The organism is Gilliamella sp. LMG 34362 (assembly GCF_984569125.1).
This window is the reverse complement of sequence record NZ_OZ474902.1, coordinates 2,295,891-2,311,549: the sequence shown is the minus strand read 5'-3', so window position 1 is coordinate 2,311,549 and position 15,659 is coordinate 2,295,891. Positions and strand designations below refer to the sequence as shown.

The following is a 15,659-nucleotide window of genomic DNA, read 5'->3' as shown; positions in this document are numbered from 1 at the left end:
AGAATCATTACAATATAGGCCATCAATCACATAGCATTACTTTTTGCTAGTTTTAATTAATTAAACGGATAATGTTTTATGGCGCAATATGTCTATACCATGAACCGCGTGGGGAAGATTGTTCCTCCTAAACGCTATATTTTAAAAGATATTTCTTTAAGTTTTTTTCCGGGAGCTAAAATTGGTGTTCTCGGTTTAAATGGAGCCGGTAAGTCTACATTACTACGAATTATGGCTGGAGTAGATACCGAGATTGAAGGTGAAGCTCGTCCTCAACCAGGCATTAAAATCGGTTATTTACCTCAAGAACCTAAGCTTGACCCTAAACAAACTGTACGTGAAGCAATTGAACAGGCTGTTGGTGATGCTAAAAACGCATTGGCCCGCTTAGATGAAGTCTATGCCGCTTATGCCGATCCTGATGCCGATTTTGATAAATTAGCGAAAGAACAAGCCGAGCTTGAAGCAATAATTCAATCGCAAGATGCCCACAATCTTGATAACCAATTAGAGCGTGCAGCTGATGCCTTACGCCTACCAGATTGGGATGCTAAGATTGAGAACTTATCCGGTGGTGAACGACGTCGTGTTGCAATTTGTCAATTATTACTTGAGAAACCTGACATGTTATTAATTGATGAACCAACCAACCATTTGGATGCAGAATCTGTTGCTTGGTTAGAACGCTTTTTACATGATTATGAAGGAACCGTAGTTGCAGTTACCCATGACCGTTATTTCTTAGACAATGTTGCTGGTTGGATTTTAGAGTTAGACCGTGGTGAAGGTATTCCATGGGAAGGTAACTACTCATCTTGGCTTGAACAAAAAGATCAGCGATTAGCTCAAGAAGCGGCAACCGAATCGGCTCGTCGTAAATCAATTGAAAAAGAATTGGAGTGGGTACGCCAAAATCCAAAAGGTCGTCAAGCAAAAAGTAAAGCTCGTTTGGCACGTTTTGAAGAATTAAATAGCAATGATTACCAAAAACGTAATGAAACTAATGAACTCTTTATCCCACCTGGGCAACGTTTAGGTGACAAAGTCATTGAGGTGGCTAATTTAACTAAATCATATGGCGATCGCGTATTAATTGATAATCTTTCTTTTAGCATACCGAAAGGAGCCATTGTGGGTATTATTGGGCCTAATGGTGCTGGTAAATCGACGCTATTTAGAATGTTATCAGGTAAAGAGCAACCGGACTCCGGTACGATCACTTTAGGTGACACAGTACAACTAGCCTCTGTTGATCAGTTCCGTGACAGCATGGATGATAAAAAAACCGTTTGGGATGAAATTTCCAATGGCCAAGATATTATGCGTATTGGTAATTTTGAGATCCCAAGTCGTGCCTATGTTGGACGCTTTAATTTCAAAGGCGTTGATCAGCAAAAACGTGTTGGTGAGCTGTCTGGTGGTGAACGCGGGCGTGTACATTTAGCTAAATTATTACAAGTTGGTGGTAATGTACTATTACTTGATGAACCGACTAATGATCTTGATGTCGAAACCTTGCGTGCGCTTGAAAATGCGTTATTAGAGTTTCCGGGCTGTGCATTAGTCATCTCGCATGACCGCTGGTTCCTTGACCGTATTGCTACTCATATTTTAGATTATCAAGACGAAGGGCATGTTGAGTTCTTCGAAGGTAACTTTACTGAATATGAAGAGTGGAAAAAACGTACCTTAGGGGCAGAGGCGCTTGAACCTAAACGAGCTAAATATAAACGAATTAGCAAGTAGCTTTTAAGTTCCATTTTATCTACCGCCGATATTATCGGCGGATTGTCTTATCATAGCCATATAATCAACTTTTAAAGCAATGATTTTGATGTTTTAACTAACTTAGCGAAGGTATCGGTTAATAATCTAGGAATGGCTGTAATACCACGAGCTTTTGCATCATCACAAACGGCAATCGCTAAATCTGGTTTAGAACTTTTGTGGATCGCTTTTTGAATAATTTTTGGTACCGACATATCAATATGAGCAACGGTATTATAAGCAGCTAATTTATATACGTGACTAAACCCATGTTTAAATAGAAAATTTTCAATGTCACGGGCTGGTAATACGGTGATATAGTCATTTAAATTTTCGCCGGTTGCACATTGTGATTGTACCGTCTCAGCATATTTTTTCCCTGCCATATCACCATCAGTAATGACATACCAGCGGATCCCCATTTTGTTGGCATAGTGAATTAATGGTTTTAAACCACATTGTGCAAATTCTAACAATTGGATCCCCTCTGAACTTAGATGATAGCCACTTTGTTCGGCAAGCTCTCTGAGTAACCATACTTCAGTCTCACCTTCAACCAGCAACCAACAACGGGCAAATAGCGCAGTAGGGCGTCGATAAAGAACATGGAACAAAATACGTCGGCTATCGCCAACACTTAATGAATGAGGCGCAATGTACTTACTCACAATTTGATCGGGTTGGCGGATCAATCGGTTAATACTCTCTAATGGAAACAGAGAAACTAAATCACTTGAGTTAGAGGTAATGATTTTTTGGGTAGGTAAATTTTTTAACAGTCGGAAGCCAACCGATAAAATAATTGGATGTAACTGACTTTCTGGTTCTTCTAAAACTAAAATTGGCACTGAACTATGAGAGAGAGGATTATCCCCTTTAGCATTAACAATCGAACCAAATATACCTAAAAGTGCGGTACGAAGATAATCATTATCTAAATCATCTAATACATTATTGATTCGTTCGAGCGAATTCCAATCTTCAGTTTTTGGATTACTTTTTTGTACTAATTGTTTATAGTTAAATCGTTTTTGAGAATCAACAAAATAGTATTCTAATAACGAACGAGCAGCTTGTAAGCCACGATTAAGCTCATCTTGACTTAATTGTGCCGAGTGTGCTTTTAATTGATCAGATAGTTGTTCAATAAAGTATTGTGATAAAGGTTCATTTGTGACAGGTAAATCCTTAGCATTCACTGAATTTTTAAGCGGCATGACTGGATTTAAGTTAATCAGAATAGCGATTAATAATTTTGGATTATCTAGATTTAACCTTTCGCCATGTTCATTCAACAAATTATGTTCAGTGATAATAGTATCACCATTTTTTTGGGCATTAATCTGGTACGTAATTCGATATAGATTATCTGCTGGTGAGCGATAACTAACTGCTGTCAAAGGCTGATAAGCTTGTTCAGTTAATTGAGTTGCATAAGATTCACAATAAACAACATTTATTGAGATGTGATTACCATCATCCTTATCATAATAGAAATCTGAATTAACAAATTGATAAAATTTATTATCTAGGGTTAGCAATTTTAATGCACTGATTAAACTCGACTTACCCCATTGGTTTTCACCAATAAGTACACTAGATTTAGCATTAAGCTTTAATGAAAGTTGCTTAATCCCCCTAAACCCTTTGATATCAATTTGTTCAATAAACATGTCATTTCCTTATGATTAAAGATGATACTTTTCAGTTCTTCTCGCGATGCGCTCAGCTCTTCGCTTAGCACTATCAATTAATTTATGTTCATCGCGCAAAATGGTTTTAATTGGTTTATTAAAATAGTTTCTTAAAAAACGCCAAATATCACGTTGGTTAAGTCCAATATTGGTTGATGAAAAATAGAGCCCAATTAAATCTTTATCACGCCAACGGATTGGAACTTTTTTACGTGTTTGTGCACGATGAAGATCAATCACAGAAAGTTTTATTTGCTGATTATTTTCAAACAAAGGTAAATCCAATAAAAAATGACATAAATAACAATCACGATGATTTACGCCAGCACCATGCATTTTAGCGGTCATATTTGCTAAATAAATAGTTAATGAACGTTTTAAATGATAGCTAGGTGGGTTGGTTAGCCATGGTTTTGTGAAATCTTCTAAACTAATAGTCGGATTAAGGTCTTTGGTAATAATAAATGAATGCCGAGTAAGTGGATTTAATCCTTTCCGTCCAAAAGCTCGCCCATCCATGGTGTTGACACCAACTTGTTCTAAACGATGAATTGCATCCCACTCTTGTTTAGCATCTAAAACCGGTAAACGTAGCGAAATAAGGTTTTTTACAATCTCTTTTACCGTTGTACCACGATGAATTTTAATGAAATATGATTGATCTTCTAATTGAAAATTAAGGGTTTTACGTTGTTTGACTGCGCGGTAAACTTTACCTGAAATTAATTCCACTTCATTAAATGGATCTTTACCTTGCCATAATTGTTGAAAGGGTGATTTAAGTTTAATCTCATTCATAATGACATCCTAAAATAATGTCTGCTGCTCGTTGGGCTAAATGATATAAATCTTCATTATTACTATAAGTAATGGCATTGTTATGCCAATTAAGCCATTGCTCTTTATCTCTAATTGATTGTTCTAGCGCTTGATCTAAAATGTTTTGCTTATAAGGTTCTGATAATACAATACCAGCATTAGCTTGGCTAATGTGATAAGCATATCCGGAAATACCTGATACGATCACAGGAACCCCTGCCGCTAACGCTTCAATCAAAACCATACCGGCCGCTTCTTGCCTTGCAGGATGTAGTAATAAATCAGCTGAAAATAAGAAATCAGGGATATCATTGCGACCAGAGAAGAATCTCACCTGTTTAGCAATACCTAATTCATCTGCTAACTTTTGATATGCCTCTGGTTTATCTTGCCCAACCACCAAATAAGTAACTTTTTGTTTTAGTTCATTAGGTAAGGTTGCGATCGCTTTCAAAGAGCGATCAACGCCTTTACGTTTAAAATCAGAGCCAATTTGCACAATCACAAAATCATCTTGGCCAATTTGATTAGATTGTCGAAATTGTTCACGTTTGTTAGGGGCATCAATGTTATATTTACGATCTAAAGCAATGCCGGGTGGTAATAAAAAGAATCGTTCATCTTGAGTATGATAGTGGTTTTTAAAATCTTGAATCTGTTGTTTGGTTAACACCATAATCTTAGTTTGTGAACTAGGGGAAAATACCGCCTGCTCAAAAGCTAAATAATGTTTGCAACGTTTCGACAGTTTATAAAAAAAGCCTTTGTGTGCGGCTTTTTCAGCAAAACATGTATCGCCAGCAAAATAGACATCCAATCCAGGCATTTTGTTAAAGCCTACCACACAATCTACAGGATTGCTTTGTAAGTGAGCCTTTACCCAGTGGTAATAAGCTTGATTACGGCTATGGTTAGATAATCCTTTTTTAGGAACGATGATGATATCAAAACCAGCTGGTTTAGCGCCTTGCCAATCCAATACATAAATACGGATTTGATGACCTTGAGCTTGGCAAGCAGTAGCAATTTGCAAAAAATCGCGTTGCAAACCGCCAAAAGGGAAAAATTTATAAATACAAAAAGCTAGTTGCATGCAGATTATCTCAAATGATAAAACATCATTATATACTTGTTGTTAACAAAGGTACAAAAATACTCAGATGTTAATAATTATTTCAAACATACCTCTATGCGGCAATATAAAATAAACCTATTGCTTGAACAGCAACGAAACGAAAAAACACCTGATTAAACAGCCTATTGAGACGAATACATCGCTATATTTTAATTTATTATTTTTGATTAGAAACAAAGCCAATTTAAGTGGCAATCAAATCTAGAAATAGCTTTGATTAGCATCTTTGCTATCTAATAGTAATCGATAAAAATTAAAGCTTTTATTTTGAACGGATGTTATTAGTAGTAGGTAGGTTAAAGTTAGCCATAATAGTAAAAGTAAATTGACTATAGTATTTTGCTGATTTTATTTTCAAAACGTATTCTGATGAATTTATAAGTTCAATATTTAACGAGTAAATATGTCGGCTAAAAAATTTGAGGAAAGGGGTTTTTGAAGTGGAAATTTATATAATTTAGTTAACAAATGTAATTGTTATCGCAATTATAAGGACTAAAAATAGGCTTTCCTCAAAATTTTTGTCATGTTGATGGTATTTTATTGTTTGAAAGAGTAAATATCACCAATAGCACTACCTTGTGCACCAAACTGTCGTAAATTATGATCAACTGCATTCATTGATTGCCAATGGTTTTCACACCAATCAGGGGCCAGTAAGGTTGGTTTTCTGGCATTGGCTGAAATCCGATGATATAAAATATTGGCTGGTGTTTGTCGAATAATATCACCGGCAATATCGACATAATCTTCAAGAGATAACACATTGATCCGCCCAGCTCGCCATGCTTTGGCCATAATACTGCCTTCAACAATATGTAAAGGATGAATTTTTAAACCATCCACTCCACTGTCTAATACTTTGTTTAAAGTGATGAGATTGTCGGGTTTATTCTCTTTGGGTAAACCAATAATAAGGTGAGTACACACTTTTATGCCTAATTGTCGTGCTTTTTGTACCGTTTGGTGATAATCCGCAAAGGTATGACCACGATTAATATGATGTAATGTATTGTCATGTGCGGTCTGTAATCCGAGTTCTAACCAAACTTCATAACCGCTGGATTGGTAATGTGCCAGCAAATCAAGAGCTTCATCGGGGACACAATCTGGTCGTGTGCCGACGCAAAGCCCGACAATATCAGCACTATTCAGCGCTTCTTCATACATATTTTTAAGAATTTCAACTTCAGCATAGGTACTAGTATAAGCCTGAAAATAAGCAAGGTACCGTTTAGATTTTTTCATCTGTTGCGCTTGCGACATAAGCTGCTGCGAAATTGATTTAACCTGTATAGACTCATCAATGATTGACGCTACATTGCAAAAAGTACACCCACCCTGACCAATGGTACCATCACGATTGGGACAGCTAAAACCACCGTGTAAAGTGAGCTTATAGATTTTTTCGCCATAGCGACGTTGTAGATCGGAACCAAATGTATTAACGACTAAATGAAGTTGCATGTTATACCAAATAAAATTTTTGCTTATTCTACCAAGATATTCCAGATACTCAATTGCAATTGAGCTAGAGATAATGATTAATAAGATTATTATTCTCTAATAGATTGTTTGCATTATCAAACTAGATAATTTATCAATGATAATGGTTTTAAAAATTTTGAGGAAAGGGGTTTTTAGTAGGCTAAATGATATTGTGCTGTAAAGCATTTTAATTATTATTCTAACTATCTATAAATATTATTTATAACTTCAAAAAAAGATTGAAATTAAAGGTCGATTAAGTAAGGATAGTAACCCATGATGTTTTTTTGTGCTAATTAAATACAGTAACAAATCGTTACGTTGATGTAATTGCCTACAAGGAGCCAATATGTTTACTAAACAAATGACAATTGCCGATTATGATCAAGAGCTATGGGATGCCATTAAAGGCGAAGAACAACGCCAAGAAGATCACTTAGAACTTATTGCATCGGAAAACTATACAAGTCCAAGAGTGATGCAGGCACAAGGTACTCAACTAACCAATAAATATGCTGAAGGCTATCCTGGTAGGCGCTACTATGGCGGTTGTGAATATGTTGATATTGTTGAGCAGTTAGCTATTGATCGTGCTAAAGAACTATTTGGTGCTGATTATGCTAACGTTCAACCGCATTCTGGCTCACAAGCCAATTTTGCTGTTTATATGGCATTGTTAAAACCGGGTGATACGGTGCTAGGCATGAACTTGTCACAAGGAGGGCATTTAACGCATGGTTCACCAGTCAGTTTTTCAGGTAAGTTGTATAACGTGGTTGCTTATGGCGTAGACGAAACGGGACATATTGATTATGAGCAATTAGCGAAAATTGCTTTAGAGTCAAAACCAAAAATGATTATAGGTGGTTTTTCTGCTTATTCTGGTGTAGTTGATTGGCAGCGCATGCGTGAGATTGCTGATAGTGTAGGAGCCTTCTTATTTGTTGATATGGCTCATGTGGCTGGTTTGGTGGCTGCTGGTGTCTATCCAAATCCAGTGCCTTTTGCTCATGTTGTGACGACAACGACGCACAAAACCCTCGGCGGACCGCGTGGTGGACTTATTTTAGCTAAAGGTGGTAGTGAAGAACTTTACAAAAAATTGAATTCTTCTGTATTTCCAGGTGCACAAGGTGGCCCATTAATGCATGTGATAGCGGCAAAAGCAGTTGCTTTAAAAGAGGCGATGGAGCCAGCTTATAAAGAATATCAACAACAAGTTGTGAAAAATGCCCAAGCGATGGTTGATGTGATCATCAAACGTGGTTATAAAGTCGTATCTGGTGAAACAAAAAATCACTTATTTTTAATAGATTTAGTTGATAAAAATATCACCGGTAAAGAAGCTGATGCTGCTTTAGGTAGTGCTAATATTACCGTGAATAAAAATAGTGTGCCAAATGATCCGCAAAGTCCATTTGTAACATCTGGTGTGCGGATTGGTACACCTGCAGTGACTCGTCGTGGTTTCAACGAAGAAGAGTCTCGTGAATTAGCTAATTGGATTTGTGACGTATTAGATAACATTGATGACGAACAAGCTATTCAAGCGGTTAAACAAAAAGTGTTGGCGATTTGCCGACGATTACCTGTTTATCAACATTAATCATAAAATATTCGCCGACTTAATGTCGGCGAAAAATTATTAAGTATAATTCAATAGTTGCTATTGCTTTTCAGTAGTATTATTTTGTTGCTGACTTAACAGCTGTTGCTGCTGTTTAAAATAATTGGCAATATCATTTTTAAACCAAAAAGCCGTACCGACGATTACTACGCCTAGTAAAATTGCTGACCAAAATAGTATTCGCGCTTTTTTATTACGTTTTTTTAAAGGGTCAGTTAAATTACGTCTTGCGTTGGTAGGTAATTCGGCTTTACTGGTCAGCAGACCACCAAGCAGTAAATTGATTTTAACTTGTCCATTTATCGCCCAACCCGAAGCTTCAAGTAATGGCCCAAGTGTTCTTCTTCTTAATTTTAACCAAGCCAATATTACAGATGGTCCCGATATAATCAAGAACAAGCCGAAAATCACTAATGGGAATTGCCACCATGTAAGCGAGAAGATAGCTTGAAAAATAGTCGCTAAAGCGGTACCAATGGCGCCAATAGCTAAACCGATAGCTGCAAAGATACCAACACTTTTACCAATATCAAATTTGCTTTCTGGATTTTGTACCGCTTGTGTACTGGTTTTCTCTATGTCAGTATCTTTATTGCTTGCCCATTTATTAATTTGTTCAGTGATTAAACGGCCTATACGTTGATAAGGTGCCCAAATAGCTTGTTGGATACTAATTGGTTTAGTAATCATCTTAACAACACTTGCATCCCAATCATTACCTTCATTATCAATAAAAACGCCATTGCGGCCTTCCATTAATAAATCACCTTGTCCAGCGGTAATTGCTGCAGCAATTGTCTGCTTTTTACCATGCCTTGTACATTCACAATATAATAAACATAGTTCAGAATAATTAGCCATAGTTGAATGTTTAGCTATATTATCTACGGCAACACAGAGGGTAGCACAACGACCGTCAATATAAAGTTTACCTAATTGAAATGCCGCATAATGGTCAAGTGAAAAGAATTCAGCAAACGAAGCAAAGTTAATCAATAAACGATAGAGATGTTTTTGAAATAAGACTAGCTTTTCTAATACAAAAACATCTGAGGCTGAAATTGGTGTTTGGTTATCCTGTTCAACCATGCTTTCAAATTCGTTTAGTAAATTATCATCAACTAAATTAGCAATTTGATTGCCAGTAAGATCCTCAATGCTAGCGGTTGGTTTAGTTGTTACACTTAATTGTTGCATCTCAGGTTTAGAACTGATTAGTGTTGTGTAAGCATTAAGATCTGCCTGAATATCTTGCCATTCTTGTGCAGTTAGTTGTTTGGGATCGGCTAAGTGTGAAGCGATTAAATCTCTAAATCGAATGATTTTAGTTTTCCACAGTGGATTAAGGCCATTAACCAGATCTAATGTGTTATTGGTATCTATTTTAGATAGAGGTAGCTCAGATAAAGCTTCATCAGAAAGTAATCCGTTTTGGGATGGGACAATATATTTCTCGTCAACATTTAACGCCGTTTGTGCTTGAGGTGCATATTGTGCTAATTCAACACGCAAAAAGTAGTCATCAATTTTTGGCTTTAATTCTTGAACTAATTTCCATATTTCTGAGCGGTTTTCGCCAAAAGGTGTTTGGGTATTACTGATATCGTTTTGCCATTTTTGCCAACTTTTTAAGTTTTTAACAAAAGTTTGCGCAATCTCTAGATTAATTCCATCCTGACCACTCATATCTTTTTCCGCACCAGTTGTTTTTATTGCTGCTTGAATAAAATTTTGCAGCTCTGGCGATAATTCGGCTGAAGGAGGAAAAATTAAATCACCATTGTAGAGTTTGCTGGCATTAATTTTAAGTGATTGTTGCACATCATCTTGCGTTAAATAATCAGCTTGGTTTTTATTTAAGTTCGCTAAAATGCTATGGGCGGTAATTAATAATTTTTTACCTTGTTCGTTTGAATCATCAATTTGCGATAATGATAAAGTTTGTGATGATTGAACAATATTATCAAAAGAAACTATTTTATCTTTAAGCCAATTAATTGCCTCTAAAATATCGGGAATACGAATGCGACCATCGTTATCTGAATCTAATAATTGTAATGTTCTTTGATCAAAATCTAGCCCTGTGGTTGGGCAACTGAGTGCAACCCATAATTTAGGATCTAAATTGGGTAAATTGATAATGTCATCGGCATTTTTTAATACGACTTGATCTAATCCACCAACACGTTGAAATGTCCAAGTATGACTCATAATTACCTCCATACCGAAATATTATTAATATATTCAATTATTAATAATTATAACAGTATTCATTTTTTTAGAAGAGAATTGGAATGCTCACGTTTTAAGAGCCGTTAATTGTATCTTTGATAATTGATTTTGGTTGCCAACCGCAACTTTATGATAGAATACCGCCTTATTATTTAATATCCAAATAAAAACCACAAATATGTCATTAATTAATCTTACCAATGCCTATTTATCATTTAGTGATGCTCCACTTCTTGATCATATTGATATGTCGATAGAAACTAACGAGCGAGTATGTCTTGTTGGTCGTAACGGTGCCGGTAAATCAACTTTGCTAAAAGTGCTAAATAAAGAAGTACCGCTCGATGAAGGACAAATTGTTTATGAAAACAACGTTATTGTCTCTCGATTGCAGCAAGATCCTCCTCGAGATATTCAAGGAAATGTTTTTGATTTTGTTGCGGAAGGTTTAAAAGAACAAGCGCAATTATTAAAAGATTACTATGCATTGTCACACTTGGTTGAAACTGATCCAAGTGAGGGTAATCTATCTAAATTAGCTAAAATGCAAGAACAGCTTGATCACCAAAATGGTTGGCAATTGGATAATCGTATTCGTAATGTCATTTCCTCATTATCGTTAGATGGTGAGGCATTATTGTCTTCGTTATCGGGTGGTTGGTTGCGTAAAGCGGCATTAGCAAAGGCGCTAGTTTGCCAACCATCAGTATTATTATTGGATGAACCAACTAACCATTTAGATATCGATACCATTAGATGGCTGGAAGAGTTTTTAAAAAGCTTTAATGGCAGTATTGTTTTTATATCGCATGACCGATCCTTTATTCGGCAAATGGCGACTCGGATTATTGATTTAGACCGTGGTAAGATTGCTTCTTGGGGCGGTGATTATGACAGTTATTTGCTAGGTAAAGAAGAAGCGCTGCGTGTTGAAGAGTTACAAAATGCCGAATTTGATAAGAAGTTAGCACAAGAAGAAGTCTGGATCCGTCAAGGTATTAAAGCTCGTCGAACTCGTAATGAGGGTAGAGTGAGAGCATTAAAAGCGATGAGACAAGAATATTCACAGCGTCGTCAAGTCATGGGCAATGCGAAAATGCAGATCGAGGAAGCACTGCGTTCAGGTAAAATTGTCTTTGAGCTAGATAATGTCAGTTATCAAATCGATGATAAAGTGTTAGTTAAGGACTTCACGGTACAAGTGTTACGTGGTGATAAAATTGCTCTAATAGGCCCCAATGGTATTGGTAAAACCACATTATTAAAACTGATGCTAGGTAGTTTAGCACCGACCTCAGGAAGTGTTCATTGCGGAACCAAACTTGAAGTGGCTTATTTTGATCAGTATCGATTAGAGCTTGATCCAGAAAAAACCGTTATGGATAACCTTGCAGAAGGTAAGCAAGAGGTGATGGTAAATGGTCGCTCAAGACATGTGCTTGGCTATTTACAAGATTTCCTATTTCCACCAAAACGAGCTCGAACACCGGTTAGAGCACTCTCGGGTGGTGAACGAAATCGTTTACTATTAGCAAAATTATTTTTAAAACCAAGTAATTTATTGGTGCTTGATGAACCAACTAATGACCTTGATATTGAAACTTTAGAGCTATTAGAAGAACTTGTGAATGATTATCAAGGAACGGTTTTATTAGTTAGCCATGATAGACAATTTGTCGATAACGTGGTTACTCAGTGTTGGTTTTTTGAAGAACAAGGACGAATTGGTATTTATGCTGGTGGTTATACAGATGCATTACAGCAACAACAGCAAGCTAAACCAGTGAGTGCTCAAGTCACCAGTAGTAAGAGCAATGAATCAGCTAAAAGTGACACCAACAAAACCAATAGCTCAGACCTAACGCCAGAGCAAGCGACTAAAAAGAAGGTTAAATTAAGCTATAACGAACAACGAGAACTCGCCCAGTTACCTAATAAAATCGAGGAATTAGAAACAGCTATTGCGGATCTTCAAGCACAAATTGGTCATAGTGACTTTTTCAATCAACCTCATGAAGTAACGAGCCCAATATTGCAATCTTTAGCCGATAAAGAAGCCGAGCTTGAAGTGGTATTTGAACGTTGGGAACAGTTAGAAGCATTAACTCAATAAGCGCTCAATGTGAGCGCTTATTCATGACTACCAAGTTTTTCTTGATAAAAAGTAAAAAAGTATTAAGGCAATAATCACAAAAATAGCGCCAACAAAGCCAATATAATGGGTGGATAAGTAAACTAGCACTTGGCTACCGACAAAGGCGCCACCACCTATACCGATATTATAAATACCCGAATAAACCGAGGTCGCAATATCGGCAGCATCAGGTGCAGCATCAATAACTTTACTCTGCATCACCATACCAATAATAGTAATCGCAAGCCCCCAAACCATACCTTGTAGTATTGCGGTTATGAGACTAAAAGAACAAACATAAAGCGATAATAAACAGATAATTAATAATATCACCGGCATGACTAAAATGGCGGTTGGGTGCGGTTCAGCATATTTAGCAAAAATTAAACTACCTATCATGCCTGAAAAACCGACAGCTAATAATAAGCTCACGACAATTTGTTCGCTAAAGCCACCAACATTAAGCATAAATGGGGTTATATAAGTATAAGCGGTAAAATGGCCGGTAATAATAATAGCAGTTAACAAATAAATGTTTAGTAATACAGGTCGTTTAAGTACTTTAGGAATGGCTTTTAGTGAAATTGTGTTCATACTAGGAACAGCTGGTAATAAATAAAGTAATGAAGCCATTACACAAAATGCGATAAACCCGATACATAAAAATGTGACTCGCCAGCCAACTAATTGGCCGATCATTGTTCCAATAGGAATCCCTAATACTGTTGCCATTGAGGTGCCAACTACAATAAAGCCCATCGCTTTAGCTTTTTTACCATTGGGTGCTAATCGAACCGCTAAAGGCGTGGTAATTGCCCAAAATACAGCATGGGCGCAAGCAATGCCGATTCTAGCAACCATTAAACTATAAAAACTCCAAGCAAAGCCAGCCAAGATGTGACTACCAATAAATAAACAAAATAGAAATATAAGTAGTTTACGGCGTTCCATTTTTGCGGTTAATACCGTTAAAGGTAAAGATAATAACGATACAGCCCAAGCATAAATAGTTAATAATAGCCCGGCATGCGCAACATCCATCGAAAAACTTTCAGCAATATTCGGCAGTAATCCAACTGGTACAAACTCTGTGGTATTGAATATAAACGCAGCAAGGGCAAGGCAGAGAATCGACGACCAGATTCGAGACCGTTTATTAGCATTATTCATGATTAATGTTATAGAAGGGATTGAGATTCAATAAGCTGATTATAGCTGAATATTATCAACTATTAAACAATGATGACAAATAAATCATCAGATTAAATTAGTTACTTTTTGTTTAATCAGTGAACTATTTTACGACATTAAATCATATAACGTTATATAATATCGCCACCTACAATGAATCGTTCGATTAAATATCAAGAATCAACTTTTGAACACAGTTGTCTACTAACCTATAGTAATATTTTTATGACTTTTGCTTGGTACGGTCATTTACGGTTTTTGCATAATCAAGTTTGGATTGTCGCCGTATTTATCAGTTGGGGTTTTGCACTGTTTGAATATTTACTACAAGTCCCTGCAAATCGGATTGGCTTTCAAGTCGCCAGTGCCGGGCAATTAAAGATACTTCAAGAAGTGATTAGTTTGTCTGTATTTATTCCCTTTTCAGTTTACATTCTAAAAGAATCATTTAAAACCGATTATATTTGGGCGGGTTTATGTTTGCTCGGAGCAGTATTTTTTATGTTCAAGGATAAAATTATCTCTTAATAGCGATATTCATAGTCGGGATATTATACAATATGTTTATCCATCGCCATAAATTATTCGGTTATCAAAAATCTTAAGTAATAAATAGTAATGTGCTGTTCTTCATAAAAAGATTTTTGCTAACTAATGTTTACTGTTTTATTATCAAACAGTGCTGTATTTATAATAATTATTGCTAATCTCATTATATATAAAACTTGTTGTTTCTTTATTTGTTCTATTAAGTTGCGTTGTCATCACTAATTAAAATAGTACTTAGGAGATATCTATGCGTAAAAATTTTTTATATTTATTAGTAGTATCTATTTTATTTTGTTTTAGTGTCCATGCCATTGAGGTTAAAGATGTAAACACTGATCCGAATGATTTTTATCTTACCCAAGAACAAGCACCAGATAGTTTACATTTATTACCGCCACCACCAGCATTTAATAGCATTGATTTTTTAAGAGATAAAGCAATGTATGATTGGGGAAAATCCATGCGAAATACTGAGCGAGGTAAACAAGCTTATCTTGATGCTGATTCGAGTAAAAATAATGTTACTAAACAGTTTTCAGCCGCTTTTGGATATGATATTTCAATTGATACCTCGCCTGAGATTTATAAACTTATTACCACAATGAAAGAAGATGCTGGTGATCTTGCTACTCGATCGGCTAAACAGTATTACAACCGCATTAGACCATTCTCATTCTTTAATGAAGCCACTTGTCGACCAGAAGACGAAAAAACATTATCGACTAATGGCTCATATCCTTCCGGACATACCACAATGGGATTTGCTATAGCCTTAGTTTTAGCTGAAATACATCCAGAACGGCAAAATGAAATTTTAAAACGAGGTTACGAAGTTGGTGAAAGCCGAGTTATTTGTGGTTATCATTGGCAAAGTGACGTTGATGCCGCAAGAGTCATGGCGGCGGCAGTAGTTGCACAATTACATACTAATTCTGCATTTATTGAGCAATTAGCTAAAGCAAAAGCTGAACTAAATCAATTTCTATAACTATAGGGTGTTAATGGACAACTAAATCATTTATT

General features: G+C 36.2%; 11 protein-coding genes. 5 read left to right on the top strand and 6 right to left on the bottom strand.

The genetic code is table 11. The features are described from left to right. Positions 1–78 precede the first annotated feature (78 nt). Positions 79–1,746 (top strand): energy-dependent translational throttle protein EttA, encoded by a 1,668-nt coding sequence (ettA, locus tag AC5LWZ_RS10545; RefSeq protein ID WP_086320926.1) that lies wholly within the window; start codon positions 79–81, stop codon positions 1,744–1,746. Positions 1,747–1,817: 71 nt separating this feature from the next. Here ettA and AC5LWZ_RS10540 read toward each other — a convergent pair whose 3' ends face one another. The 4 genes from AC5LWZ_RS10540 to mnmL form a co-directional block, all read right to left on the bottom strand. Next, positions 1,818–3,440 (bottom strand): DUF2813 domain-containing protein, encoded by a 1,623-nt coding sequence (locus AC5LWZ_RS10540; RefSeq protein ID WP_493463665.1) that lies wholly within the window; start codon positions 3,438–3,440, stop codon positions 1,818–1,820. A gap of 15 nt (positions 3,441–3,455) precedes the next feature. After that, complete coding sequence (rfaP, locus tag AC5LWZ_RS10535; RefSeq protein ID WP_493463664.1) at positions 3,456–4,259, bottom strand: lipopolysaccharide core heptose(I) kinase RfaP; 804 nt, start codon at positions 4,257–4,259, stop codon at positions 3,456–3,458. Next, positions 4,252–5,373, bottom strand: a complete 1,122-nt coding sequence (locus AC5LWZ_RS10530; protein ID WP_493463663.1) for a glycosyltransferase family 4 protein — start codon at positions 5,371–5,373, stop codon at positions 4,252–4,254. The genes rfaP and AC5LWZ_RS10530 overlap by 8 nt, the downstream gene beginning before the upstream one ends. Positions 5,374–5,955: 582 nt before the next feature. Continuing rightward, positions 5,956–6,882, bottom strand: a complete 927-nt coding sequence (gene mnmL / locus AC5LWZ_RS10525; protein ID WP_086353886.1) for a tRNA modification radical SAM protein MnmL/YtqA — start codon at positions 6,880–6,882, stop codon at positions 5,956–5,958. 370 nt (positions 6,883–7,252) lie between these two features. Between mnmL and glyA the strand changes: the two genes are divergently transcribed. Beyond that, the gene (glyA, locus tag AC5LWZ_RS10520; protein WP_086353885.1) at positions 7,253–8,509 is read left to right on the top strand and encodes a serine hydroxymethyltransferase; all 1,257 of its coding nucleotides are present in this window, start codon (positions 7,253–7,255) and stop codon (positions 8,507–8,509) included. Positions 8,510–8,569: 60 nt separating this feature from the next. Here glyA and AC5LWZ_RS10515 read toward each other — a convergent pair whose 3' ends face one another. Next, the gene (locus AC5LWZ_RS10515) at positions 8,570–10,741 is read right to left on the bottom strand and encodes a phage holin family protein (RefSeq protein WP_493463662.1); all 2,172 of its coding nucleotides are present in this window, start codon (positions 10,739–10,741) and stop codon (positions 8,570–8,572) included. 199 nt (positions 10,742–10,940) lie between these two features. On the opposite strand from AC5LWZ_RS10515, the gene AC5LWZ_RS10510 reads away from it, so the two are divergent. Then, the gene (locus tag AC5LWZ_RS10510) at positions 10,941–12,875 is read left to right on the top strand and encodes an ABC transporter ATP-binding protein (RefSeq protein WP_493457094.1); all 1,935 of its coding nucleotides are present in this window, start codon (positions 10,941–10,943) and stop codon (positions 12,873–12,875) included. A gap of 27 nt (positions 12,876–12,902) precedes the next feature. Here the strand turns inward: AC5LWZ_RS10510 and AC5LWZ_RS10505 are convergent, their stop codons facing one another. Then, entirely contained in the window at positions 12,903–14,069 is a 1,167-nt protein-coding gene (locus AC5LWZ_RS10505; protein ID WP_370547582.1) for a sugar transporter, read from the bottom strand. A 171-nt stretch (positions 14,070–14,240) separates the two neighbouring features. Here AC5LWZ_RS10505 and AC5LWZ_RS10500 point away from each other — a divergent pair, with 171 nt between their 5' ends. Both AC5LWZ_RS10500 and AC5LWZ_RS10495 read left to right on the top strand, forming a co-directional pair. Next, positions 14,241–14,615 carry a DMT family protein gene (locus AC5LWZ_RS10500; protein WP_493463661.1) on the top strand — a complete coding sequence of 125 codons (375 nt, stop codon included), beginning with the start codon at positions 14,241–14,243 and terminating at the stop codon, positions 14,613–14,615. 268 nt (positions 14,616–14,883) lie between these two features. Then, complete coding sequence (locus AC5LWZ_RS10495; protein ID WP_493463660.1) at positions 14,884–15,624, top strand: acid phosphatase; 741 nt, start codon at positions 14,884–14,886, stop codon at positions 15,622–15,624. Positions 15,625–15,659: the final 35 nt, after the last annotated feature.

What these genes read in the sequence shown, in the direction of transcription:
- ettA (WP_086320926.1), top strand. Translation starts at nt 79, where the DNA reads ATGGCGCAATATGTCTATACCATGAACCGCGTGGGGAAGATTGTTCCT.
- rfaP (WP_493463664.1), bottom strand. Translation starts at nt 4,259, where the DNA reads ATGAATGAGATTAAACTTAAATCACCCTTTCAACAATTATGGCAAGGT.
- AC5LWZ_RS10510 (WP_493457094.1), top strand. Translation starts at nt 10,941, where the DNA reads ATGTCATTAATTAATCTTACCAATGCCTATTTATCATTTAGTGATGCT.
- glyA (WP_086353885.1), top strand. Translation starts at nt 7,253, where the DNA reads ATGTTTACTAAACAAATGACAATTGCCGATTATGATCAAGAGCTATGG.
- AC5LWZ_RS10530 (WP_493463663.1), bottom strand. Translation starts at nt 5,373, where the DNA reads ATGCAACTAGCTTTTTGTATTTATAAATTTTTCCCTTTTGGCGGTTTG.
- AC5LWZ_RS10495 (WP_493463660.1), top strand. Translation starts at nt 14,884, where the DNA reads ATGCGTAAAAATTTTTTATATTTATTAGTAGTATCTATTTTATTTTGT.
- AC5LWZ_RS10540 (WP_493463665.1), bottom strand. Translation starts at nt 3,440, where the DNA reads ATGTTTATTGAACAAATTGATATCAAAGGGTTTAGGGGGATTAAGCAA.
- AC5LWZ_RS10515 (WP_493463662.1), bottom strand. Translation starts at nt 10,741, where the DNA reads ATGAGTCATACTTGGACATTTCAACGTGTTGGTGGATTAGATCAAGTC.
- mnmL (WP_086353886.1), bottom strand. Translation starts at nt 6,882, where the DNA reads ATGCAACTTCATTTAGTCGTTAATACATTTGGTTCCGATCTACAACGT.
- AC5LWZ_RS10500 (WP_493463661.1), top strand. Translation starts at nt 14,241, where the DNA reads ATGAATCGTTCGATTAAATATCAAGAATCAACTTTTGAACACAGTTGT.